17 protein-coding genes are annotated in these 22,399 nt (G+C 52.9%); 9 read left to right on the top strand and 8 right to left on the bottom strand.

The window, feature by feature from the left end:
- Positions 1-418: 418 nt before the first annotated feature.
- Together gltB and R5268_RS01420 are read left to right on the top strand one after the other, a co-directional pair.
- Entirely contained in the window at positions 419-4,876 is a 4,458-nt protein-coding gene (gene gltB / locus R5268_RS01425; protein WP_317418484.1) for a glutamate synthase large subunit, read from the top strand.
- A gap of 11 nt (positions 4,877-4,887) precedes the next feature.
- Positions 4,888-6,306 (top strand): FAD-dependent oxidoreductase, encoded by a 1,419-nt coding sequence (locus R5268_RS01420; RefSeq protein WP_317418485.1) that lies wholly within the window; start codon positions 4,888-4,890, stop codon positions 6,304-6,306.
- Positions 6,307-6,380: 74 nt separating this feature from the next.
- Here R5268_RS01420 and sspB read toward each other — a convergent pair whose 3' ends face one another.
- The 5 genes from sspB to zapE all read right to left on the bottom strand — a co-directional run bounded on the left by sspB (position 6,381) and on the right by zapE (position 10,077).
- Positions 6,381-6,869, bottom strand: a complete 489-nt coding sequence (gene sspB, locus R5268_RS01415) for a ClpXP protease specificity-enhancing factor (protein WP_046892986.1) — start codon at positions 6,867-6,869, stop codon at positions 6,381-6,383.
- Between the two features lie 6 nt (positions 6,870-6,875).
- On the bottom strand, positions 6,876-7,526 hold the full coding sequence (sspA, locus tag R5268_RS01410) for a stringent starvation protein SspA (protein WP_004236347.1): 651 nt from the start codon (positions 7,524-7,526) through the stop codon (positions 6,876-6,878).
- A gap of 345 nt (positions 7,527-7,871) precedes the next feature.
- Positions 7,872-8,264 (bottom strand): 30S ribosomal protein S9, encoded by a 393-nt coding sequence (gene rpsI, locus R5268_RS01405; RefSeq protein WP_015422974.1) that lies wholly within the window; start codon positions 8,262-8,264, stop codon positions 7,872-7,874.
- A gap of 15 nt (positions 8,265-8,279) precedes the next feature.
- Positions 8,280-8,708, bottom strand: coding sequence for a 50S ribosomal protein L13 (gene rplM, locus R5268_RS01400; RefSeq protein WP_004236344.1), 429 nt, complete (start codon positions 8,706-8,708; stop codon positions 8,280-8,282).
- A gap of 241 nt (positions 8,709-8,949) precedes the next feature.
- On the bottom strand, positions 8,950-10,077 hold the full coding sequence (zapE, locus tag R5268_RS01395; protein ID WP_317418486.1) for a cell division protein ZapE: 1,128 nt from the start codon (positions 10,075-10,077) through the stop codon (positions 8,950-8,952).
- Positions 10,078-10,261: 184 nt separating this feature from the next.
- Here zapE and zapG point away from each other — a divergent pair, with 184 nt between their 5' ends.
- Complete coding sequence (gene zapG / locus R5268_RS01390; RefSeq protein WP_046892988.1) at positions 10,262-10,666, top strand: Z-ring associated protein ZapG; 405 nt, start codon at positions 10,262-10,264, stop codon at positions 10,664-10,666.
- Between the two features lie 234 nt (positions 10,667-10,900).
- Positions 10,901-12,295 (top strand): serine endoprotease DegQ, encoded by a 1,395-nt coding sequence (gene degQ / locus R5268_RS01385; RefSeq protein WP_080947975.1) that lies wholly within the window; start codon positions 10,901-10,903, stop codon positions 12,293-12,295.
- 57 nt (positions 12,296-12,352) lie between these two features.
- On the opposite strand, the gene cysI is transcribed toward degQ, so the two are convergent.
- Both cysI and cysJ read right to left on the bottom strand, forming a co-directional pair.
- Positions 12,353-14,080 carry an assimilatory sulfite reductase (NADPH) hemoprotein subunit gene (cysI, locus tag R5268_RS01380; RefSeq protein ID WP_317418487.1) on the bottom strand — a complete coding sequence of 576 codons (1,728 nt, stop codon included), beginning with the start codon at positions 14,078-14,080 and terminating at the stop codon, positions 12,353-12,355.
- Positions 14,080-15,876 (bottom strand): NADPH-dependent assimilatory sulfite reductase flavoprotein subunit, encoded by a 1,797-nt coding sequence (gene cysJ / locus R5268_RS01375; RefSeq protein WP_317418488.1) that lies wholly within the window; start codon positions 15,874-15,876, stop codon positions 14,080-14,082. Before cysJ ends, cysI begins: the two co-directional genes overlap by 1 nt.
- Before the next feature lie 358 nt (positions 15,877-16,234).
- Here cysJ and R5268_RS01370 point away from each other — a divergent pair, with 358 nt between their 5' ends.
- The 5 genes from R5268_RS01370 to degS all read left to right on the top strand — a co-directional run bounded on the left by R5268_RS01370 (position 16,235) and on the right by degS (position 20,993).
- Positions 16,235-17,272 (top strand): ABC transporter substrate-binding protein, encoded by a 1,038-nt coding sequence (locus R5268_RS01370; protein WP_317418489.1) that lies wholly within the window; start codon positions 16,235-16,237, stop codon positions 17,270-17,272.
- Between the two features lie 2 nt (positions 17,273-17,274).
- On the top strand, positions 17,275-18,048 hold the full coding sequence (locus tag R5268_RS01365) for a taurine ABC transporter ATP-binding protein (protein ID WP_107678557.1): 774 nt from the start codon (positions 17,275-17,277) through the stop codon (positions 18,046-18,048).
- Between the two features lie 24 nt (positions 18,049-18,072).
- Entirely contained in the window at positions 18,073-18,864 is a 792-nt protein-coding gene (tauC, locus tag R5268_RS01360; protein WP_112549871.1) for a taurine ABC transporter permease TauC, read from the top strand.
- A 20-nt stretch (positions 18,865-18,884) separates the two neighbouring features.
- Positions 18,885-19,712 (top strand): taurine dioxygenase, encoded by an 828-nt coding sequence (tauD, locus tag R5268_RS01355; protein ID WP_317418490.1) that lies wholly within the window; start codon positions 18,885-18,887, stop codon positions 19,710-19,712.
- Between the two features lie 192 nt (positions 19,713-19,904).
- On the top strand, positions 19,905-20,993 hold the full coding sequence (degS, locus tag R5268_RS01350; protein ID WP_107678559.1) for an outer membrane-stress sensor serine endopeptidase DegS: 1,089 nt from the start codon (positions 19,905-19,907) through the stop codon (positions 20,991-20,993).
- Positions 20,994-21,077: 84 nt separating this feature from the next.
- Here the strand turns inward: degS and murA are convergent, their stop codons facing one another.
- The gene (gene murA, locus R5268_RS01345; protein WP_046892996.1) at positions 21,078-22,343 is read right to left on the bottom strand and encodes a UDP-N-acetylglucosamine 1-carboxyvinyltransferase; all 1,266 of its coding nucleotides are present in this window, start codon (positions 22,341-22,343) and stop codon (positions 21,078-21,080) included.
- Positions 22,344-22,399: the final 56 nt, after the last annotated feature.

The raw sequence follows: 22,399 nt of genomic DNA, 5'->3' as shown, positions 1-22,399 counted from the left end.
AGCAGAAACAAAGCAGATAAAATCAGGTTATAAATAAAAATGCCCGCACTGCGCGGTAATAACCCGCAAAAAACAGTGATGTGCATCACACAAAAAATTGGCTGTCCCGCTGCGCAAACAGCGGTTTAAAATCCTGAAAATAGTTTTTTTTCATTAAATTATCGCAAAAAACCCGTCCGCACACTGCCAATCCCTGATATTTGACCGCCACAGTATTTCCCGGTAAGTTGAAAAATGACGTTCCGGATCACCTGTGGTCAGCACCGATATAATAATTATACGCTCGCCGGTCGCGGCACAAACACACATCACAATACCCTTTGCTGAGATATCTGTCGTCAGCAGGGCTGACTGAGGCCCGGAAACAGCTTTGCCGCAGGAATGCGGCGTAATGTGAGACATGCAAAAGGGGCCATATATGCTTTATAACCCGTCACAGGATAAGGACAACTGCGGTTTCGGCCTGATTGCCCACCTCGAAGGACAACCCAGCCATAAAGTCGTGCGTACCGCTATCAGCGGGCTGGCGCGGATGCAGCATCGCGGTGCGATTCTCGCCGACGGCAAAACCGGCGACGGCTGCGGTTTATTATTACAAAAACCCGATCGTTTCTTTCAGATGATTGCTGAAGAGAATGAATGGCGGCTTGCGCGCAATTATGCGGTCGGCATGCTGTTTCTCAGCCAGGACCCGGCAATTGCACAAAGCTGCCGCGCTATCATCGAAGAAGAGCTGGCTGACGAAACCCTGTTTATCGCCGGATGGCGCAAAGTGCCGGTCAGACCGGAAATCCTCGGCGAAATCGCCCTCGCCGGAATGCCGCAGATTGAACAGGTTTTTATCAATGCACCGGCCGGGTGGCGGGCACGGGATCTGGAACGCCGTCTGTTTATGGCACGCCGCCGCATTGAAAAGCGCATCAGCGACCCGGATTTTTATGTCTGCAGCCTGTCCAACCTGGTGACGATTTATAAAGGTCTGTGTATGGCCGCCGATCTGCCGCGCTTTTATCCGGATCTGGCCGATTTAAGAATGGAATCCGCCATCTGTCTGTTCCATCAGCGCTTTTCCACCAATACCGTTCCGCGCTGGCCGCTGGCACAGCCGTTCCGCTATCTCGCCCACAACGGCGAAATCAATACCATCACCGGTAACCGCGAATGGGCACGTGCACGCGCTTATAAATTCCGCACGCCGCTGATCCCGGATCTTATCACCGCCGCCCCGTTTGTTAATGAAACCGGCTCTGACTCCAGTTCGCTGGATAATATGCTGGAACTGTTTCTCAACGGCGGGATGGATCTGGTGCGTGCCATGCGTCTGCTGGTGCCGCCTGCCTGGCAGAATCATCCGGATATGGATGACGATCTGCGCGCCTTTTTTGATTTTAACTCTATGCATATGGAGCCGTGGGACGGTCCGGCCGGGATTGTTATCTCTGACGGCCGCTATGCCGCCTGTAACCTTGACCGTAACGGCCTGCGCCCCGCCCGCTATGTGATCACCACGGATAAACTGATCACCTGTGCCTCCGAAATCGGTATCTGGGATTATCAGCCGGATGAGGTCACAGAAAAAGGCCGTGTCGGCCCGGGTGAGCTGCTGGTGATTGATACACAGGAAGGCCGCATTCTTCATACCCGCGAGACAGATAACGATCTCAAAACCCGTCATCCCTATAAAGCCTGGCTGGAAAAAAATGTTGTGCGGCTCACTCCGTATCAGGATCTGATGAATGAAGCTCCGCCGCAGCGTGCGCTGGATGATGCAACGCTGGCTGTTTATCAGAAACAATTTGGTTATACCCTCGAAGAGCTGGAGCAGGTATTGCGGGTGCTGGGAGAAAACGGCCAGGAAGCGGTGGGGTCGATGGGAGATGATACCCCGTTTGCGGTACTCTCCGCCCGCCCGCGTCTGATTTATGATTATTTCCGTCAGCAGTTTGCCCAGGTAACCAATCCGCCTGTCGATCCGCTGCGTGAAGCCCATGTCATGTCACTCGCCACCAGTATCGGCCGGGAAATGAATGTCTTCTGCGAAGCGGAAGGTCAGGCGCACCGGCTGAGTATGGCTTCCCCGGTACTGATGCACACGGATTTTGAACAACTGCTGAGCCGCGATCCGGATTATTACCGTGCGGAACATCTGTCACTCTGTTTTGATCCGCGGGAAACCACGCTGGAGCAGGCGATCCGCACCCTGTGCGATAACGCGGAAGCTGCCGTCCGCGGCGGCGCGGTTCTGGTGGTACTGAGTGACCGGCAGATTGCCCCGGACACCCTGCCGATCCCGGCGCCGATGGCGGTGGGTGCAGTCCAGCAGCGGCTGGTCAGCCGCAGCCTGCGCTGCGACGCCAATATTATTGCTGAAACCGCCGGTGCCCGTGATCCGCACCATTTTGCCGTGCTGCTCGGGTTCGGTGCTACCGCCATCTATCCTTATCTCGCCTGTGAATCCCTGCTGAAACTGTGCAGCGATAACGTCCTCACCCATTCACCGGCACAGGTGTTACTCAACTATCGCAACGGCATCAACAAGGGACTGTATAAAATCATGTCCAAAATGGGGATTTCTGCTGTCTCCTCATACCGTTGCGCCAAGCTGTTTGAAGCTGTCGGCCTGAGTGATGCAGTGGCGGAACTCTGTTTCCGGGGTGTGCCGAACCGGATCGGCGGTGCGGATTTCAGTGATTTCCAGCAGGATCTGCATAACCTGTCCCGTCTCGCCTGGCTGCCGCGCAAACCACTCGATGCGGGCGGTCTGCTGAAATACATTCATAACAGTGAATATCACGCCTATAACCCGGATGTGATCGCCACATTGCAGAAAGCAGTTCACAGCGGTAATTATGCGGATTATCAGCACTATGCTGCGCTGGTAAACGGCCGCCCGGCCGCCATGCTGCGCGATTTGCTGGCCCTGCGCACAGATACACAAGCCATCAGTATTGATGAGACAGAATCTGCTGAATCCCTGTTTACCCGCTTTGATACCGCCGCCATGTCGATCGGCGCGCTCAGCCCGGAAGCCCATGAAGCACTGGCCATCGCCATGAACCGGCTCGGCGGCAGTTCTAATTCCGGCGAAGGCGGCGAAGATCCGGCACGCTTCGGCACAGAAAAAAACTCCAAAATCAAACAGGTCGCCTCCGGGCGTTTTGGTGTCACGCCGGGTTATCTGCGCAGTGCGCGGGTTATCCAGATCAAAGTGGCACAAGGCGCGAAACCCGGCGAAGGCGGTCAGTTACCGGGTGATAAAGTCACGCCGTATATCGCCTCACTGCGCTATTCCGTGCCCGGCGTCACCCTGATTTCCCCGCCGCCGCACCATGATATTTACTCTATCGAAGATCTGGCTCAGCTGATTTTCGATCTCAAACAGGTGAATCCGGACGCACTGATTTCCGTCAAACTGGTTTCTGAACCGGGCGTCGGCACGATTGCCACCGGGGTGGCCAAGGCCTACGCTGATTTCATCACTATTTCGGGGTATGACGGCGGCACCGGTGCCAGTCCGCTTACCTCGGTCAAATATGCTGGTACTCCGTGGGAGCTGGGGCTGGCGGAAGCCCAGCAGGCACTGGTCAGCAATGGTCTGCGCCATAAAATCCGCTTGCAGACAGACGGCGGGCTGAAAACCGGGCTGGATATCATTAAAGCCGCTATCCTCGGGGCGGAAAGCTTTGGTTTCGGCACCGGACCGATGGTCGCGCTCGGCTGTAAATATCTGCGTATCTGCCACCTGAATAACTGTGCCACCGGCGTGGCAACCCAGGATGAAACGCTGCGCCGCGATCACTATCACGGCCTGCCGGAGCGGGTAATGAACTATTTTCGCTTTATTGCGCAGGAAACGCGTGAGCTGATGGCACAGCTCGGGGTGCGGAAACTGACCGATCTTATCGGCCGCACGGATTTACTGGTCAGAATTGAAGGCACTACCGCACGACAGCAGAAACTGGATTTGTCCGATCTTCTGGTATCACCGGTGCCGCATGAAGGTGCTGCGCTGTTCTGCTCTCAAACCAACCCGCCGTTTGATAAGGGGGAACTGAACCGCCGCATTCTGGATGATACCCGCACCTGCGTGCAGACACAGCAATCCCGCGCATTTTATTATGATATCCGCAATACCGACCGTTCGGTGGGTGCCGCTCTGTCAGGGTTTGTGGCGGAACTGTACGGCAACAGCGGGATCGCCGCTTCTCCGCTGAAACTGCATTTCACCGGTACCGCCGGGCAGAGCTTCGGCGTCTGGAATGCCGCCGGGATTGAACTGACCCTGACCGGAGATGCCAATGACTATGTTGGTAAAGGTATGGCGGGCGGGCAGATTGTTCTGCATCCGCACCCGGGTTCTGCGTTTGCTGCTCACGACACCACGATTGCGGGCAATACCTGCCTGTATGGTGCCACCGGTGGTAAATTCTATGCCGCAGGCCGCGCCGGAGAGCGCTTTGCTGTCCGTAACTCAGGTGCACTGGCCGTTGTCGAAGGTGTCGGTGATAACGGCTGTGAATATATGACCGGCGGGATTGTCTGTGTGCTCGGCAAAACCGGGATTAACTTCGCGGCCGGGATGACCGGCGGATTTGCTTATCTCTATGATGAGGATGGTACCGCCGCCGGACGTGTTAATCCGGAAATGGCGGAAACCCGTGATATCAGCGGGCTGCCGGTTCTGCAGGAACATCTGCGCGGCATGCTGGAAGATCACCGCCGCCTGACCGGTTCCGCCAGAGCAGACACACTTCTCAGAGAATGGACAGAACAGGCCGGGCGGTTTATCCTCGTCAAGCCTAAATCTGCGGATATTCATGCACTTGCCGGGATAAACAACCGGTCAGACAGTGAATTACGGGTCCGGGCACAGTAAGGGGAATCAAGATGAGCCGCAATGTTTATCAGTTTATTGAATTACAACGTACAGATCCGAAAAAGCTGCCGCTGGCACTCCGTAAAACCGAATTTATTGAGATTTATGAGCCTTTTTCGCCTCCGCAGGTGAAAGAGCAGGCCACCCGCTGTCTCGGCTGCGGTAATCCGTACTGTGAATGGAAATGTCCGGTACATAACTATATTCCCAACTGGCTTCGGCTGGCGGAGGAAGGCCGGATTATTGAGGCCGCAGAGCTGTCACACCAGACCAACAGCCTGCCGGAAGTGTGCGGCCGGGTATGCCCGCAGGACCGGTTATGTGAGGGCGCCTGTACGCTGCATGATGAGTTCGGCGCCGTCACGATCGGCAATATTGAGCGTTACATCACGGATAAAGCCTTTGAAATGGGCTGGAGACCGGATCTCTCTGCTGTCCGCCCGACAGGAAAAAAAGTAGCCGTGATCGGTGCCGGTCCTGCCGGTCTGGCCTGTGCGGATGTTCTGATCCGTAACGGCGTAACCCCGGTGGTGTTTGATAAGCATCCGGAAATCGGCGGGCTTCTCACGTTCGGCATTCCGTCGTTCAAACTGGAAAAATCCATTATGCAGCGCCGCCGCGAACTGTTCACCGAAATGGGCGTGGAATTTCAGCTGAATACCGAGGTCGGGAAAAATATCACCCTCAGTGAATTACAGCAGCAATATGACGCCATATTTATCGGTGCGGGCACTTATCAGCCGATGAGCGGCGGACTGAAAAATGAAGACGCTGCGGGCGTATACAGCGCCCTGCCGTATCTGATCGGTAATACCCGCAAGGTCATGGAACTGCCCGATGATGGTTCAGCCCCGTTTATTGACCTGAAGAATAAACGCGTTGTAGTGCTCGGCGGCGGGGATACCGCAATGGACTGTCTGCGGACCGCTGTTCGCCAGGGCGCTTCGGAAGTGACCTGTGTGTACCGCCGTGATGAGGAAAACATGCCGGGCTCACGCCGTGAAGTAAAAAACGCGAAAGAGGAAGGTGTGAATTTCCGTTTTAACTGTCAGCCATCCGCCATTGAAACCGATACATCCGGCACTGCATGTGGCGTCCGGGTATTCACCACACGGTTAGGTGATGCGGACAGCAGCGGGCGCCGTCAGATTGAAACGGATGATGATTCCGCTTTTGTTATTGATGCTGATGCGGTCATTATCGCTTTCGGTTTCCGGCCGCACGCCATGCCGTGGCTGGATGCCCTCAGTATCACACGTGATCAGCAAGGCCGGATCAGCGCCCCGGCACAGGCAACTTATCCGTTTGAAACATCTGTCAGCGGCATTTTTGCCGGGGGGGATGTGGTTCGCGGCTCGGATCTGGTGGTTACGGCCATTGCCGAAGGCCGCAGGGCGGCAGAAAGTATTCTGGATTATCTGCATGTGTGAATATGACAATCCTCTGAACTCCCTGCTTTAAATGCAAAAAGACCGCTTTCGCGGTCTTTTTATTTATCGGTCTGTTACTTCACGACACGCAGGTTCGGACGGCCCCGCGGTGGTTTCGGCGGTTCCGGGTCATCCCCGTCAGTGCCTTCTTCCGCCGGTTTTTCCGGTTCGTCGTGGATCAGGGTGATGTTATCCGCCGCCGGTGTCAGAATTTCGTCTTCTTCCGTGGCTTCATACGCGGCTTCCGGCTCAAACATCATGCCTGCCCCGTTTTCACGGGCGTAGACAGCAATGATTGCGGCCATCGGTACATCCACCTGACGCGGAACACCACCGAAACGGGCATTAAAGCCGACCCACTCGTTGGTCATTTCCAGATTACCCACAGCACGTGGCGCAATATTCAGGACAATCTGACCATCCTGAGCATACTCCATCGGTACATTCACACCGGGGATATTCACATCCACCACCAGATGAGGTGTCAGTTCATTATCCAGTAACCACTCATAGTGTGCCCGTAACAGATAAGGCCGGCGTGGTGTTAATTCCTGAATATCCATCCGTGATTAACCCCGTGACTGTAAACGCATCTCACGCTCAGCTTCTGTCAGTGAAGCCAGGAAAGAGTCACGTTCAAACACACGCTGCATATAGAACTGCAGGTGTTTGGTATCAGAAGACGGACGTGCGGACAGGTCGATACCCAGTACCGGCAGACGCCATAACAGCGGGGACAGATAGCAGTCCACCAGGCTGAATTCTTCATTCATGAAATACGCATATTCTTTGAATACCGGCGATACAGCAACCAGCTCTTCAGTTAACTGTTTGCGGGCCTGATTCGCTTCCTGGGCTGAACCCTTTTCAATTTTATTCATCAGCGAGTACCAGTCCTGCTCGATGCGGTGCATCATCACACGGCTCTGCGCACGCATCACCGGATAAACAGGCATCAGTGGCGGATGCGGGAAACGCTCATCAAGGTATTCCATGATAATACGTGAATCATATAAGGTCAGCTCGCGATCCACGAGTGTCGGTACCGTCTGGTATGGGTTCAGATCGATCAGGTCTTGTGGCAGGTTGCCTGCTTCGACATGCTCAATTTCAAAACTTACCCCTTTTTCCGCCAGTACAATCCGTACCTGATGGCTGAAAATATCGGTCGGGCCGGAGAACAGAGTCATTACCGAACGTTTGTTGGCAGCGACAGCCATGAAAACCTCCAAGTTTATCAAAATAAAGGAATGAACAGCGCAATACGCCATTCCTACCTGTAATCTCTCACTGAATCCGGGAAAGAAAACCACAGCGAACCAATCCGGGCGCGCGGCTGTGTGTTCAGGGGCGAGAAAATGTTTGTGCCAGTTTACCAGATTTTGCTCAACTTAGGGTGAGTCCGGACAAAAAATCATTCAAAAACACTAAAAATGAAGTTTAATCGGGAGAGATTCGTAAAATAAATACGAAATTACAGGTTATGACGGGATAATTGACGGCAGTTATGCAGTTATAAAAAAACCCGCCGTGGCGGGTTTTTTGTATTCCAACGAAACCAGTGATTAACGTTTGGAGAACTGTGGACGGCGACGTGCTTTGCGCAGACCCACTTTTTTACGTTCAACTTCACGTGCATCACGCGTTACGAAGCCTGCTTTACGCAGCTCAGAACGCAGAGATTCGTCGTACGCCATCAGAGCACGGGTGATACCGTGACGGATTGCGCCTGCCTGACCAGAAATACCACCACCTTTAACAGTGATGTACAGATCCAGTTTTTCTAACATTTCAACCAGTTCCAGCGGCTGGCGAACTACCATGCGTGCTGTTTCGCGGCCGAAATAGTTTTCGAGGCTGCGTTGGTTGATGACGATGTTACCACTACCCGGCTTAATAAAGACACGAGCGGATGAACTTTTGCGGCGACCAGTGCCGTAGTATTGATTTTCAGCCATTGCCTATAATCCCGATTAAATGTCCAGAACTTGCGGTTGCTGTGCCGCGTGATTGTGCTCGTTACCTGCGTAAACTTTCAGTTTACGGTACATTGCACGACCCAGAGGGCCTTTCGGCAACATGCCTTTCACAGCGATTTCAATAACGCGCTCAGGATGGCGTGCGATCATCTCTTCGAAGGTCGCTTGCTTAATACCACCAACGTAGCCAGTATGGCGATAGTACACTTTGTCTGTACGCTTGTTGCCGGTTACAGCAACTTTTTCTGCGTTCAGAACAATGATGTAATCACCAGTGTCAACGTGAGGAGTATATTCCGCTTTGTGCTTACCGCGCAGACGGCGGGCTAATTCAGTTGCAAGACGGCCTAAAGTTTTGCCGGTTGCATCAACAACGAACCAGTCGCGTTGTACGCTTTCTGGTTTAGCTGTAAAAGTTTTCATTAAAGCTTACCCAATAAATAAGTTACATGTTGGTGAACCAATGTTCAGAAACTGAGGCTCACACGACGCTTGTCCAGTAAACCTACCCCTTCGAGCAGAATCATCTGGCGCTAGTTGCAGTCTTCTTTGGGAAATAAAGAAAACCGCTGTAACGTGGGGTCGCAAGATTATAGAGAAGTCCCTGCAAAAAATCGACCCCAAATTAAAAATAATTCCCCGAAACCCTTTTCAGGGGCGCGCATTATACCAGATGCGGCAGTTTCAGGTACTCCTCACTTTGCATTTCCTGCAGCCGGGAGAGACATCTGGCGAACTCAAAGGACAATAATTGTCCCTGATAGAGAGAATCCATCGCGTTCTGCGCCTGAATAACCAGTTTTACTTTCCGCTCATAAAACTCATCAACCAGCGCCAGAAAACGCCGTGCGGCATTCTCATTTTCCGTGGTCAGCACCGGAACATCATATAAAAGTACAGTGTGATAGATTTTTGACAGCGCGATATAGTCAAGCTGACTGCGCGCATCCTCACACAGTGTCCGGAATGTCACCGCCAGCACACCGTCCGTTTCCCGGACGACCGCCAGCGGACGATGATTGATGGTCAGTGCCGCCTGTCCGGCTTTCTGCCCGCCGGTCAGGCGGGAGAACATGCTGTCCATTGCCGCTGACGTTTCCGCATCCGCAGGCGTCAGCCACAGATGCGCCTGTGTCAGGGTACGCAGACGGTAATCGATCCCCGCATCCACATTCAGCACATCACAATATTTTTTGATCTGCTCAATCGCCGGCAGGAAACGGGCACGCTGCAGCCCGTTGCGGTACAGATCATCCGGCGGAATGTTGGAGGTCGCCACCAGCGCGATACCCCGGCGGAACAGCGCTTCCAGCAGGGTGCCGAGGATCATGGCGTCGGTGATATCGGAGACAAAAAACTCATCAAAACAAAGCACATCGGTTTCCTGTGCAAAGCCGTCAGCGATACTCTCCAGCGGATTTTCATGTCCCTGAAGCGCCGTCAGCTCCTCATGCACCCGCAGCATAAAGCGGTGGAAATGCAGCCGCAGTTTACGTGGTCCGGGAAGACTGTCATAAAACAGATCCATCAGCCAGGTTTTGCCGCGCCCGACCCCGCCCCACATATAAATGCCCTGTACCGGCGGACAACTCACCGGTTCAGGCGCTTTTTTCAGCCAGCGGCTCAGGGTGCCGCGCAGCCCTTTTTCCGGCTCAGGAAGACAGGGAACGCGCATCAGGAGCGCCTGATGCATCTCAGTCAGCCGGTTAACAGTACGCCGCTGCACCTCGTCCGGCGCAAATCCGCTGCCGTTCAGTGCCTGCTGATACAACTCACGCGGTGTTGTGCTCATAAACAGTAATCCCTTAATATTAACAGAGGTTTTTATTGAGATTTTTATGATATAGCGGCAGGTATTATACCCGGAAATCCGGGATAATGCCGGAAAGCCTTACCTTCACTATTCCCCCCGGACGGCAAATCCGGTTATAGTGACAACAGATTCTAACGCGCATGATGCACATAAAGGAGTAGCCATGATTTGGGTATATGCACTCATCGGATTAGCAGTTGGTTTAATCATTGGTGCGCTGGCCGTTCGTCTGGGCAGTTCTAAGTTCAGAGAGCAGGAAGCAATGAAACGTGACCTGGAAAAGAACAAGGCCGAACTGGAAGAGTACCGCAAAGAGCTGGTCAGTCACTTTGCCCGCAGTGCAGAACTGCTGGATAATATGGCAAAAGATTACCGCCAGTTATATCAGCACATGGCGAAAAGTTCCTCAGAGCTGATGCCGGAACTGTCCGCACAGGATAATCCGTTCAGCTACCGCCTGACGGAAGCAGAGGCCGATAATGATCAGGCACCGGTAAAAATGCCGCCGCGTGATTATTCAGACGGCTCATCCGGCCTGTTCCGTCCCGTCGAAACAAAAGAAAACTAATCTGTACAAAACCGCGGTTTCCCGCGGTTTTTTTTTGCCTGAATTCAGCCGCTTAATACGGTCTTCCGAACCATTCCCCGCACTAATCTTAAATTCACGTAAAGCCTTGTAAAGGTTGTTTTATTTCCGTTGAATGCGGAACTTTTGCACCGATATAACGTCATATGAGTATCTGCGTATGCTGCGGCTGACCTGCCGCGGGTTCTGCTTATTAATTGATGAGACACAAAACGAATGATGAATAAAAAGAAAAAAAACCTGCTCAGTGCTGTTGCCATCAGCCTCGGGTTATCCCTCGCGGCGCTGCCTGCGGTATCAAATGCGGCTTTACCGGCCAAAATGGCCACCGGTGAATCTCTGCCGAGCCTGGCACCGATGCTGGAAAAAGTGCTGCCGGCCGTGGTCAGCGTGGAAGTCTCCGGTACTGCGGTTGCCCGTCAGCAGGTGCCGGAAGAGTTCAAATTCTTCTTCGGCCCGAATATGCCGTCACAGCAGGAAAGTGTCCGTCCGTTCCAGGGACAGGGTTCCGGTGTGATTATTGATGCACAGAAAGGCTATATTCTGACCAACAACCACGTTATCCAGAATGCGGACAAAATTCAGATCCAGCTCAACGACGGACGCAAATATGACGCGACCTTAATCGGCCGCGATCCGCAAACTGATATTGCGCTGTTACAGGTAAAAAATGCCCCGAATCTGACAGCTATCACGCTGGCGGATTCCGATAAACTGCGAGTCGGTGATTTCACCGTGGCTGTCGGTAACCCGTTTGGTCTGGGTCAGACCGCAACATCCGGAATTATATCAGCATTAGGCCGCAGCGGCCTGAATGTGGAAGGGCTGGAAAACTTTATCCAGACCGATGCCTCCATCAACCGGGGGAACTCCGGTGGTGCACTGGTCAACCTCAACGGTGAACTGATCGGTATCAACACCGCGATTCTGGCACCGGGCGGCGGCAATATCGGGATCGGCTTTGCTATCCCGAGTAATATGGCCAAAGACCTGACCTCGCAACTGATTGCCACCGGCGAAGTCAAACGCGGCTCTCTCGGTATCCGTGGTACAGAAATGAACGCAGATATCGCCAAAGCGATGAGTGTGGAAGCCCAGCGCGGGGCATTTGTCAGCGAAGTGATTCCGAAATCCGCCGCCGCCAAAGCGGGGATTAAATCCGGTGACGTTCTGGTATCCGTTGACGGTAAACGCGTCAGCAGCTTTGCTGAACTGAGAGCCAAAATCGGTACCACCGCACCGGGTAAAGAAGTGAAAATCGGTCTGCTGCGCAAGGGTAAACCGCTGGAAGTCAGCGTGATCCTGGATGACAGCGAAGGCCAGACCACCAAAGCCGAAAACCTGACTACCCTGCTGCAGGGCGCAACCCTGAGCAACGGCAGCAATAAAGAGGGTAATAAAGGCGTGAATATTGATGCGGTACAGAAAGATTCTCCGGCAGCCATGTCAGGACTTCAGCCGGGCGACCTGATTATCGGTGTCAATAACCAGCGCGTAATGACCATTGTTGAACTGCGCAAAATTATCGACAGCAAGCCAAGCGTACTGGCGCTGAATATTTTACGCGGCGATGACAATATCTATCTGCTGCTGAATAATGCCGGCCGCTGATACATTTCCGCCGTAAATATAAACACCGCGCCGCGTAAAACGGCGCGGTGTTTTATTTCAGGCAGCACCTGCCTCATAAAAATCCACCGCAGAATTCAGTACCGGCTTCACCACACCGGCGCGGATCAGATAATCACCAAAGTCCTCCCCCGCTGTCCGCTCCTGTGACCAGCGGCCGATAAGCTCATCAAGTACCGATAAAATCACCGCTGAACTGATATTTTCGCGATACATCCGCGGAATACGGGTGCCGGTACGGTTGCCGCCGAGATGCAGGTTATAGCGATCCGGCGCTTTGCCCACTAACCCCACTTCCGACAACATTGCGCGTCCGCAGCCGTTCGGGCAGCCGGTGACCCGCAGGACAATCTCTTCATTCCCCACACCGTGTGAAGACATAATCTTCTCAACCTCAGTGACAAATTCCGGCAGAAAGCGCTCTGCTTCCGCCATCGCCAGCGGACAGGTCGGGAACGACACACAGGCCATGGAATTTTCCCGCAGCGGCGTGACATTATCGCTGATAAGACCGTGTGCCCGCGCAATGGATTCAATACGGGATTTTTCCGCCTCCGGAATACCGGCGATAATCAGGTTCTGATTGGCGGTTAAGCGGAAGTCCCCGCGATGGATTTTGGCGATTTCCGCCACCCCGGTTTTTAACGGCTTACCCGGTAAATCGATCAGACGCCCGTTTTCAACAAACAACGTCAGATGCCAGTGATCATCAATCCCTTTTAACCAGCCGATCTGATCACCGCGCAGGGTAAATTCATAAGGCCGGACCGGAGAAAAAATGACACCGGCGCGCCGCTCGGTTTCCTGTCTGAACCGGTCAACGCCCACCCGTTCCAGCGTGTATTTGGTTTTGGCATTTTTGCGCTCGGTCCGGTTGCCCCAGTCGCGCTGGGTAGTGACTATCGCTTCTGCCACCGCCAGCGTATCTTTCAGCGCAATAAAACCGAATTCACTGGCGAGACGGGGAAACGTCGCCGTATCACCGTGAGTCATCGCCAGACCGCCGCCCACCAGCACATTAAAACCAATCAGTTTGCCGTTTTCCTCAATCGCCACAAAATTCATATCATTAGCATGCAAATCGACATCATTCAGCGGCGGGATCACCACGGAGGTTTTGAACTTACGCGGCAGATAGGTTTCGCCTAAGATCGGCTCTTCATCGGTTGCCGCCACTTTTTCTTTATCCAGCCAGATTTCGGCATACGCGCGGGTACGGGGCAGCAGGTGCTCGGAAATTTTTTTCGCCCACTCATACGCTTCCCGGTGAAGACCGGACTGAACCGGATTCGAGGTGCAGAGTACATTACGGTTCACATCATTGGCGGTCGCCAGTGAATCCAGCCCCGCTTCATGCAGCATCTGATGTGCCGGTTTAACATCCCCTTTCAGAATGCCGTGAAACTGAAACGTTTGCCGGTTGGTGATCCGGATACTGCCGTACAGCGTCTGCTCTGCGGCGAATTTATCTATTTTCAGCCACTGCTCCGGTGTGATCACACCACCCGGCAGGCGGCAGCGCAGCATCATGGCATGACGCGGTTCCAGTTTCTGCTCTGAGCGTTCTGACCGGATATCGCGGTCGTCCTGCTGATACATGCCGTGAAAGCGGATCAGCAGGAAGTTATCCCCCTCAAATCCGCCGGTCAGGCCGTTGCTCAGATCCTCTTTGATGGTTCCGCGCAGATAGTTGCTGTCGCGCTTCATTCTTTCGCTGTCGCTCAGCTTACCTTCCACAATTAAAGGCCCGTTGTATTGATTGCTCATTAATAGACATCCCTCTGATAACGGCGCGCTGTGCGCAGCTCACTTAAAAACTCATCCGCCGACTCATGATCCCGGTTACCGTACCGGCCGATGATCTCCAGTAATGCATCTTCAGTGTCACGGGCCATCAGACCCGCATTCCCGCAAACATAAATATGTGCCCCGTCCTCAATCCAGCGCCACACTTCCGCGCCCTGCTCCCGCAGTTTGTCCTGCACATAGGCTTTCACCGGTTTATCCCGCGACCAGGCCAGCGAGATATTGGTCAGCACACCTTCGCGGGCATAACGCTGCCATTCGGTCTGATACAGAAAATCTTCGGTAAAATGCTGATTACCGTAAAAAAGCCAGTTTTTACCGGATGCACCGTCATTTTCCCGCTGCTGCATAAAGGCGCGGAACGGCGCGATACCGGTCCCTGCACCAATCATAATCACAGGCACATCCGGGTCGGCGGGCAGCCGGAAGTTATCATTGTGTTCAATGAAAACCCGCACATCCCCGCCCTCCTTTATGTGGTCGGCGAGAAACCCGGAAGCTCCGCCGGTCCGGGCCCGGCCATCCGTGTCATAACGCACCACGCCGACCGTCAGATGGATTTCATCCTCCGCTTCCGCTTGTGATGATGAGACGGAATACAGCCTCGGGGTCAGCGGGCGGAGAATATCAGCGAAAGCCTGAGTATCCGGCCGGGAAGGTGCCTGACGCAGCATTTCCGCGACAGGTGTGGTTTGTGCGTAATGCAGCGCCGCCTGTTTATCGCTGATCAGTGCGGATAAGGCTTCATGCTGAGATAACTGCGCGTATTTGCTGACCGTCACCCCGTTATTTTGTGTGAGCTCCAGATGCCGGATCAGCGCCTCACGCAATGTGTATGTTTTGCCGGATACCGTGATCTCCGTTGCCGTATCCGCATGCAGCAGGCCGATAATCTCATCAGCCAGCGCAGGATCATTTTCAAACCAGACGCCGAGAGAATCACCCGGCTGATAACGCAGACCGGAATCCTCCATGGAAATTTCAATATGCCGTACATCTTTCAGGGAGTTACGGCCGGTAATTTTCTGATTAACAGAAAGAGAGGCCGTCAGCGGTGACGTTTTGCTGTAGCGGTTTTCTGCCGCCGTGACCGTCTGAACAACGGTTTGCGGCGGCGCTCCCGCGGCAATGCCTCTGGTTTTCAGTACCTGCGTCAGTGATTCTGTCCACGCCGCTGCCGCAGACTGATAATCAACATCCGCATCCGCCCTTGGCAGAAGTGCTGTCGCGCCCGCCTTTGTCAGCTGAGCATCAAAATCAATTCCCGCCTGACAGAATTTTTCATACGACGAATCCCCCAGAGAAAAAACCGCATAGGCCGTTCCGCTGAGATCCGGCCGTTTTGCCGAATGCAGATATTTATAAAATGCCACCGCTTCTTCCGGCGGTTCACCATCACCCTGAGTGGATGTCACAATAATGACAATCTTCTCCCGGGAAAGGTGTTTATATTTATATTCTCCGGCATTAACTAAATTCACAGAGAATTTCTCACTGAGAAACCGTGTTTTTAATTCTTCACATAAACGTCGTGCATTACCGGTTTGCGAGGCAGAAATAATCGTAATAATATCGCGTTCGGTTGTGTTTACTGCGGGGGAAATAGCAGTCTGCGCAGCGGTATTTCCCCGTCCCCATAAATAACCGGATAACCAGGCCAGTTGCTGAGAGGTAAAACCTGCTGTTACTGACTGCAAAGCCGCAAGCTGTTCCGCAGAAACCGGAAATACCGGCTCCGGCGACTCCTGTGTTGCCATAGTTCTGTTACTCCCGCATTGCTCATTGTGATTATTATTCCGTTATTTGCCAGGTTATCGTATTACGGTGTATTGAGAATAAGAAAATAAAGCCATAACTCATAACAAAATAATCTGATACATCATGATGATTATTCACAAACCGTATATCCCCCGAATCTAAACTCAGATAAACAATGAATTACACGTAAAAAAACACCGGTTCACACGCTTCTTTTTTATTAAAACCCCGTTATTATCACCAATATTATTCATGTATAACAAAAAAGCATTTAAATATAAAAAGTAATTCTTTCCCGGAATATATTCCCTGTCACTAAATAGATAACTATTCGTGACTTTACAACGGAAGAGAACAATGTCGTTATATCAGCCTCAGAAACAAAATAAATTAAAAGTGATTGTGTTGCTGCTGGCAGTGCTGGTCATTATCAGCGGATTTATTTACAGCCAGAAAACACCATCACCACAGACAACAACAGAAAAACCGGTGGTTATCGCCTATCAGGCAATTATCGATCCCGGCAAAATTGCACAGGCAAATCATGCCTATGAGACTGCCACCGGTAAGCCGATCATCTGGAAGAAATTTGACAGCGGTGCGGATGTCCTGACCGCGCTCGCCGCCGGTGAAGCCGATATCGCCAATATGGGTTCCGCACCTTTTACGGTTGCAGCCAGCCGCGGACTGCCGGTGGAGGTTTTCTATATTTCCGGTATTCCGGATACAGCCGAAGCCCTGATTGTCCGCAATGACCGTAATCCGTCCGGCGGCCTGGCCGGTAAGAAAATTGCGGTGCCTTTTACATCCACCGCCCACTACAGCCTGCTTGCGACACTGGAACATCTGAAGATTGATGAAAAATCGGTACAGCTGGTTAATCTGCGGCCTGCGGAAATTGTCGCGGCATGGGAAAGAGGCGATATTGACGCCGCCTATGTCTGGGAGCCTGCGCTGAGTCAGCTGAAAGCAAACGGGCAAATCCGGGTTTCCGGCCGTGATGTGCGGTCATGGGGAAAACCGACATATGATCTGTGGGTTGCGGACAGCACCTTTGCCGCGCAGCATCCTGATGTGCTCGCACAATTTGCCGCGGTGACTGACCGTGAGGTTTTGTGGTATCAGCAGAATAAAAATAATATCGCGGACTTTCCTGACATCACGGGCAAAATTGCGCACCTGACCGGTGCCCGTCCGGAAGATGTGGCCGGTGTGATGGCGGGCAATGATTATCCCGCATCGGCGGAGCAGGTTCAGATTCTGACAACAACCCTGGCGGACGATCTCCGTAATACCGCTCTGTTCTTACAGCAGCAGGGCAGTATTGATACTGTTAAGGATTCGTATGCCGGAAATATTAATACGAAAGCCGTCACCGCGGCAGCGGGGAAATAATAATGGCAGATATCGCGCTGGAAAATATCGGCCTGCATTATCACGGCCAGCCGCAAATAACGTTATCCGGTATTAATTTAACGATCCCTGATAATGGCATTACCGTTATTCTCGGTGCATCCGGCTGCGGAAAAACATCACTGCTGAATATTGTCGCCGGTTTTTTAACGCCCTCCGGCGGGCAGATAACCCGGGGCGGAAATCCTGTTCTGCATCCTGATTCAGACAGAGCCGTGGTATTTCAGAATGACGCGCTGATGCCCTGGCTGAATGTCTATGAAAATGTCGCGCTGGGACTGAAAATAAAAAAACTCGGCAAGCAGGAAGAAACCCGGATTGTCGAAGAAAATCTGCAAAAAGTCGGATTACTTCATGCTATTACCGATGATATCTGGTCGCTGTCCGGCGGCATGCGTCAGCGGGTCGGTATTGCCCGCGCGCTGGCCGTAAAATCTGATTTTATCCTGATGGACGAACCTTTCGGCGCACTTGATGCCGCCAACCGGGAGCAGATGCAAACCTTAATTCTGACCTTATGGCAAAAGCAGCAGAGTGCTTTTTTTATTATCACGCATGACATTGAAGAAGCGCTGTTAATGGCTACGAAGCTGATATTAATGGCGCCGTCTCCCGGACGGATAATATCGGAAGAAGAACCCCCGTTTTATAAACAGTGGTCAGAGGGCCGGCCAATCCGGCAGATTAAATCAGACCCGGCATTTATTCATCACCGCGATTTACTGTCAGACAAAATAATGGCGTACCAGCACGGTTAATTATCAGATACGGAGTCACCTCAAATGATCACTATAAATAAGCAGACCCGCTACAGCCGTTTATTTCTCAGTATTGTCAGTTTATCCGTACTGATAGCCGGCTGGTGGCTGATCACCGCATTACAGTGGGTGAATCCGCTCTATTTACCCGCCCCGGCTCAGATAGGACAGCAATTTCTGGCGCTGTCTGAATCCGGCTATATGAATGCCACCCTGTGGCAGCACCTGGCCGCCAGTCTTGACCGTATGCTCAAAGCACTGTTTCTGGCTGTTATCACCGGGATACCGCTGGGTGTGCTGATGGGACTAAGTGCACGGATACGCGGAATACTGGACCCGGTGGTTGAATTGTACCGGCCGGTTCCCCCGCTCGCCTATCTGCCGCTGATTGTTATCTGGTTCGGGATCGGGGAAACCACCAAAATCCTCCTGATCTGGCTGGCAATTCTTGCCCCGGTTCTGATTTCGACGATGCAGGGCATTATGGCCGCGCCGGGAAACCGGGTCCGCGCAGTGCAGTCGCTTGGCGCGAACCGGTATCAGGTACTGAGATATGTGATTCTGCCGTCAGCGCTGCCGCAAATGCTGACCGGCATCCGGATTGGTCTCGGCGTAGGCTGGTCCACTCTGGTGGCGGCTGAACTGGTGGCGGCACAACAGGGGCTGGGGTTTATGGTGCAGTCCGCGGCACAGTTTCTCAACACCGGTATCGTCATCACCGGTATCGCGGTGATTGCCGTGGTGGCACTCACCATTGAACTGGCATTACGCCATTTACAGCAGGTATTAGTGCCGTGGTACGGCAAAGAATCTTAACCGACAGAGAGGTCATGCATATGGAAATCCAACAGTTAACACCCGCTATCGGCGCACAGATCGGAGGGATTAACCTGAATAAAACACCGGATGCCGCCACACTGGCTGCATTACAGGATGCGTTACTGGAACATCAGGTGCTGTTTTTCCGTCAGCAGTACATTGAGCCGGAAGCCCAGCGGGACTTTGCCGCCGCGCTGGGTGAGCTGCATATCCATCCGGTTTTTCCTTCCCATAAAGACGTGCGGGAACTGATTGTGCTCGACAGCCATCTTCTGGATCTGAAAGATAACGAATTGTGGCACACCGACGTGACATTTCTCGAAAAACCGGCCATGGGATGTGTGTTATCTGCCGTGCAGGTTCCCCCTTTCGGCGGCGATACTCTGTGGGCCAGCCTGACCCGTGCTTATGATGACTTATCACCGCCTTTACAGGATTTTTTATCCGGGCTGACGGCAGAGCATGATATCAGCCGATCGTTTCCGGACAGCCGCTTTGCGCAGACCGGTGAAGCAAAAGACGCGCTGGAAAAAGCCCGCCGTGATTTCCCGCCGATACGTCACCCGTTAGTCAGAACTCATCCGGTCACCGGGAAGAAAGGGTTGTTTGTGACCGAGGGTTTCACCAGCCGTATCAGTGAATTAAGTACGGAAGAGAGTGATGCGCTGCTGTCATTTTTATTTAAACACAGTACGCAGCCGAAATATTTTGTCCGCTGGCACTGGCAAAACGGCGATGTGGCAGTCTGGGATAACCGCTGTACCCAGCATCTCGCCAGCTTTGATTATGGTGATTTTCACCGCATTATGCACAGAGCAACCGTGATCGGTGATAAGCCGGTTTAAACGCCTGTATAACATGACGCTGCCGGCGGCCCGGCGCGTCATGGCCGGAAGTCATAAATAAACGACTGATACCACACCTGTTTATTTGTACCCCGTCATAAAATACCGCAATTACACACATATAATTCACCCGGATTATGCTATTCTGCCGGAAGTATCTGCTTCCCGTACTCACAACACCGGTTAAGGACTATGTGGTTTAAATTATTGCGCTCCGTCTTTATGGGACTTATCGTGGCTGCCCTTCTTCTGGTCAGTGTCCCGTCTATTCGTCCGCAATTTGTGACCCAATGGTTTACACATCTGTTCAATAATGATGAACCGGTCAGTTATAACAAGGCGGTACGCCGCGCCGCGCCTGCAGTGGTGAATGTTTACAGCAGCAATATGGGCAGTCTCTCCCAGCAGGGTCCCGAAATGACCTCGCTCGGCTCCGGTGTGATCATGAATGATCAGGGTTATATCCTGACGAATCAGCATGTGATTAAAAACGCCGATCAGATCCTGATCGCGCTGCAATACGGTAATTACGGCCGCCTGTATGAGGGAATGCTGATTGGTGCGGATGATCTGACCGATCTGGCGGTACTGAAAATCAATACCACCGACAAACTGCCGGTGATCCCGATCAACCCGAAGCGGCAGTCACATGTGGGTGATGTGGTGCTGGCAATCGGTAACCCGTTTAATGTCGGGCAGACCGTCAATCAGGGTATTATCAGCGCAATGGGCCGTGTCGGGCTGAGTCCGACCCGCCGTCAGAACTTCCTCCAGACAGATGCCTCCATTATGGCCGGTAACTCCGGCGGTGCCCTCGTCAATACTGAGGGCGAGCTGGTCGGTATCAATACCATGTCTTACGACAGCAATGATCCGTCACGGATGAGTGACAGCATCGGGCTGGCGATCCCCGCAGAGCTTGCCCTGCGGATTATGAATAAACTGATAAAAGACGGCCGTGTGATCCGGGGTTATATCGGCATCACCTCCAAAGAATTACCACCGATCCGGACCAACAACAGCGATATTAATCAGATAACCGGCCTGCGGGTCTTTCAGGTTGAACGCGGCAGTCCGGCGGATAAAGGCGGGATTCAGGTCGGGGATATCATTACCAGCGTCAATAACAAGCCAAGCACATCACCACTGGAAATGATGGATCAGGTCGCGGAGCTGAGTCCGGGCAGTGTTGTACCGGTCACCCTGCTGCGTAATGGCCAGATGCTTTCTGCCGATGTGACCATCGAAGAATTCACGCCATCCCCCGGCGGGCAGGAATAAGGTGTAAAAATAAGGTGTAAAAAAAGAGCGGATATCCGCTCTTTCTGTTTACAGCATACTGTTTATCGCGCTTATCGCCGTGAATTACTCTGCTGAGTGAATGCGCTCAATATCCGCACCCAGAGCACGCAGTTTCTCTTCGATATGCTCATAACCGCGATCGATATGATAAATACGGTCAACAATCGTTGTCCCTTCCGCGATACAACCCGCCAGTACCAGGCTTGCGGATGCACGCAGATCGGTCGCCATTACCTGAGCACCGGACAGTTTTTCCACGCCGTGACACAGCACAGAATTGCTCTCGATTTCCGCATGTGCGCCCATACGGATCAGTTCCGGAATGTGCATAAAGCGGTTTTCAAAGATAGTTTCCGTGATCATCCCGGAGCCTTCCGCCACCAGATTCAGCAGACTGAACTGCGCCTGCATATCTGTCGGAAAACCCGGATGTGGTGCGGTACGGAATGTGACGGCTTTCGCACGCTGCCCTTTCATATCCAGGCTTATCCAGTCATCTCCGGTTTCAATTTCTGCTCCGGCTTCGCGCAGCTTGGCCAGCACGGCATCCAGCGTATCCGGCTTGGCATTGCGGCACAGAATTTTACCGCGTGAAACCGCCGCGGCGATCAGGAATGTCCCGGTTTCAATACGATCCGGTACAACGGTGTGAGAACCGCCGCCGAGGCGTTCAACACCTTCAATCACCACATGGTCAGTCCCTGCGCCGGTAATTTTGGCACCCAGCGCATTCAGGAATACGGCGGTATCTTCAATTTCCGGTTCACGGGCGGCGTTTTCGATAACCGTTTTGCCTTTTGCCAGTGCCGCCGCACACATAATCGTGATCGTGGCGCCCACACTGACTTTGTCCATCACGATAGTATTGCCGGTCAGACGACCGTCGACTTCCGCTTTGACATACCCCTCATCCAGGGTGATTTTTGCCCCTAACTGCTCTAATCCGGTGATATGCAAATCAACCGGACGGGCACCGATAGCACAGCCGCCCGGCAGGGAAACCTGACCGTGACCAAAACGGGCCACCAGCGGCCCCAGCGCCCAGATAGAGGCGCGCATGGTTTTGACCAGATCATAAGGTGCACAATATTCGTTAATTTCCGAGGAATCCACACGCAGAGTGGTTCCTTTACGCTCAATTTTGGCACCCAGCCGCGTTAACAGCTTCACAGAGGTGTCGATATCCCGCAGTTCCGGCACATTGTGTAATTCAACCGGCTCTTCCGCCAGAATTGCCGCGAACAGAATAGGCAATGCCGCATTTTTTGCCCCTGAGATAGTCACTTCGCCCTGAAGAACGGAAGGACCTTTTACCCGAAATTTATCCATCTGTAGACACTCTCATTATCATTAATTGCTGCCGCGTGACTTGTCACCGCATTGTT

It is taken from the genome of Morganella sp. BCCO 40_0007 (assembly GCF_032989665.1).
GTDB classification, from domain to species: Bacteria; Pseudomonadota; Gammaproteobacteria; order Enterobacterales; family Enterobacteriaceae; genus Morganella; species Morganella sibonii.
The sequence above is the reverse complement of the archived record's forward strand: the minus strand, read 5'-3'. Positions and strand labels throughout refer to the sequence as shown.

Excerpts from the sequence above, each read along its gene's own strand:
- gltB (WP_317418484.1), top strand. The coding sequence starts at position 419 with ATGCTTTATAACCCGTCACAGGATAAGGACAACTGCGGTTTCGGCCTG.
- R5268_RS01420 (WP_317418485.1), top strand. The coding sequence starts at position 4,888 with ATGAGCCGCAATGTTTATCAGTTTATTGAATTACAACGTACAGATCCG.
- sspB (WP_046892986.1), bottom strand. The coding sequence starts at position 6,869 with ATGGATATTCAGGAATTAACACCACGCCGGCCTTATCTGTTACGGGCA.
- sspA (WP_004236347.1), bottom strand. The coding sequence starts at position 7,526 with ATGGCTGTCGCTGCCAACAAACGTTCGGTAATGACTCTGTTCTCCGGC.
- rpsI (WP_015422974.1), bottom strand. The coding sequence starts at position 8,264 with ATGGCTGAAAATCAATACTACGGCACTGGTCGCCGCAAAAGTTCATCC.
- rplM (WP_004236344.1), bottom strand. The coding sequence starts at position 8,708 with ATGAAAACTTTTACAGCTAAACCAGAAAGCGTACAACGCGACTGGTTC.
- zapE (WP_317418486.1), bottom strand. The coding sequence starts at position 10,077 with ATGAGCACAACACCGCGTGAGTTGTATCAGCAGGCACTGAACGGCAGC.
- zapG (WP_046892988.1), top strand. The coding sequence starts at position 10,262 with ATGATTTGGGTATATGCACTCATCGGATTAGCAGTTGGTTTAATCATT.
- degQ (WP_080947975.1), top strand. The coding sequence starts at position 10,901 with ATGATGAATAAAAAGAAAAAAAACCTGCTCAGTGCTGTTGCCATCAGC.
- cysI (WP_317418487.1), bottom strand. The coding sequence starts at position 14,080 with ATGAGCAATCAATACAACGGGCCTTTAATTGTGGAAGGTAAGCTGAGC.
- cysJ (WP_317418488.1), bottom strand. The coding sequence starts at position 15,876 with ATGGCAACACAGGAGTCGCCGGAGCCGGTATTTCCGGTTTCTGCGGAA.
- R5268_RS01370 (WP_317418489.1), top strand. The coding sequence starts at position 16,235 with ATGTCGTTATATCAGCCTCAGAAACAAAATAAATTAAAAGTGATTGTG.
- R5268_RS01365 (WP_107678557.1), top strand. The coding sequence starts at position 17,275 with ATGGCAGATATCGCGCTGGAAAATATCGGCCTGCATTATCACGGCCAG.
- tauC (WP_112549871.1), top strand. The coding sequence starts at position 18,073 with ATGATCACTATAAATAAGCAGACCCGCTACAGCCGTTTATTTCTCAGT.
- tauD (WP_317418490.1), top strand. The coding sequence starts at position 18,885 with ATGGAAATCCAACAGTTAACACCCGCTATCGGCGCACAGATCGGAGGG.
- degS (WP_107678559.1), top strand. The coding sequence starts at position 19,905 with ATGTGGTTTAAATTATTGCGCTCCGTCTTTATGGGACTTATCGTGGCT.
- murA (WP_046892996.1), bottom strand. The coding sequence starts at position 22,343 with ATGGATAAATTTCGGGTAAAAGGTCCTTCCGTTCTTCAGGGCGAAGTG.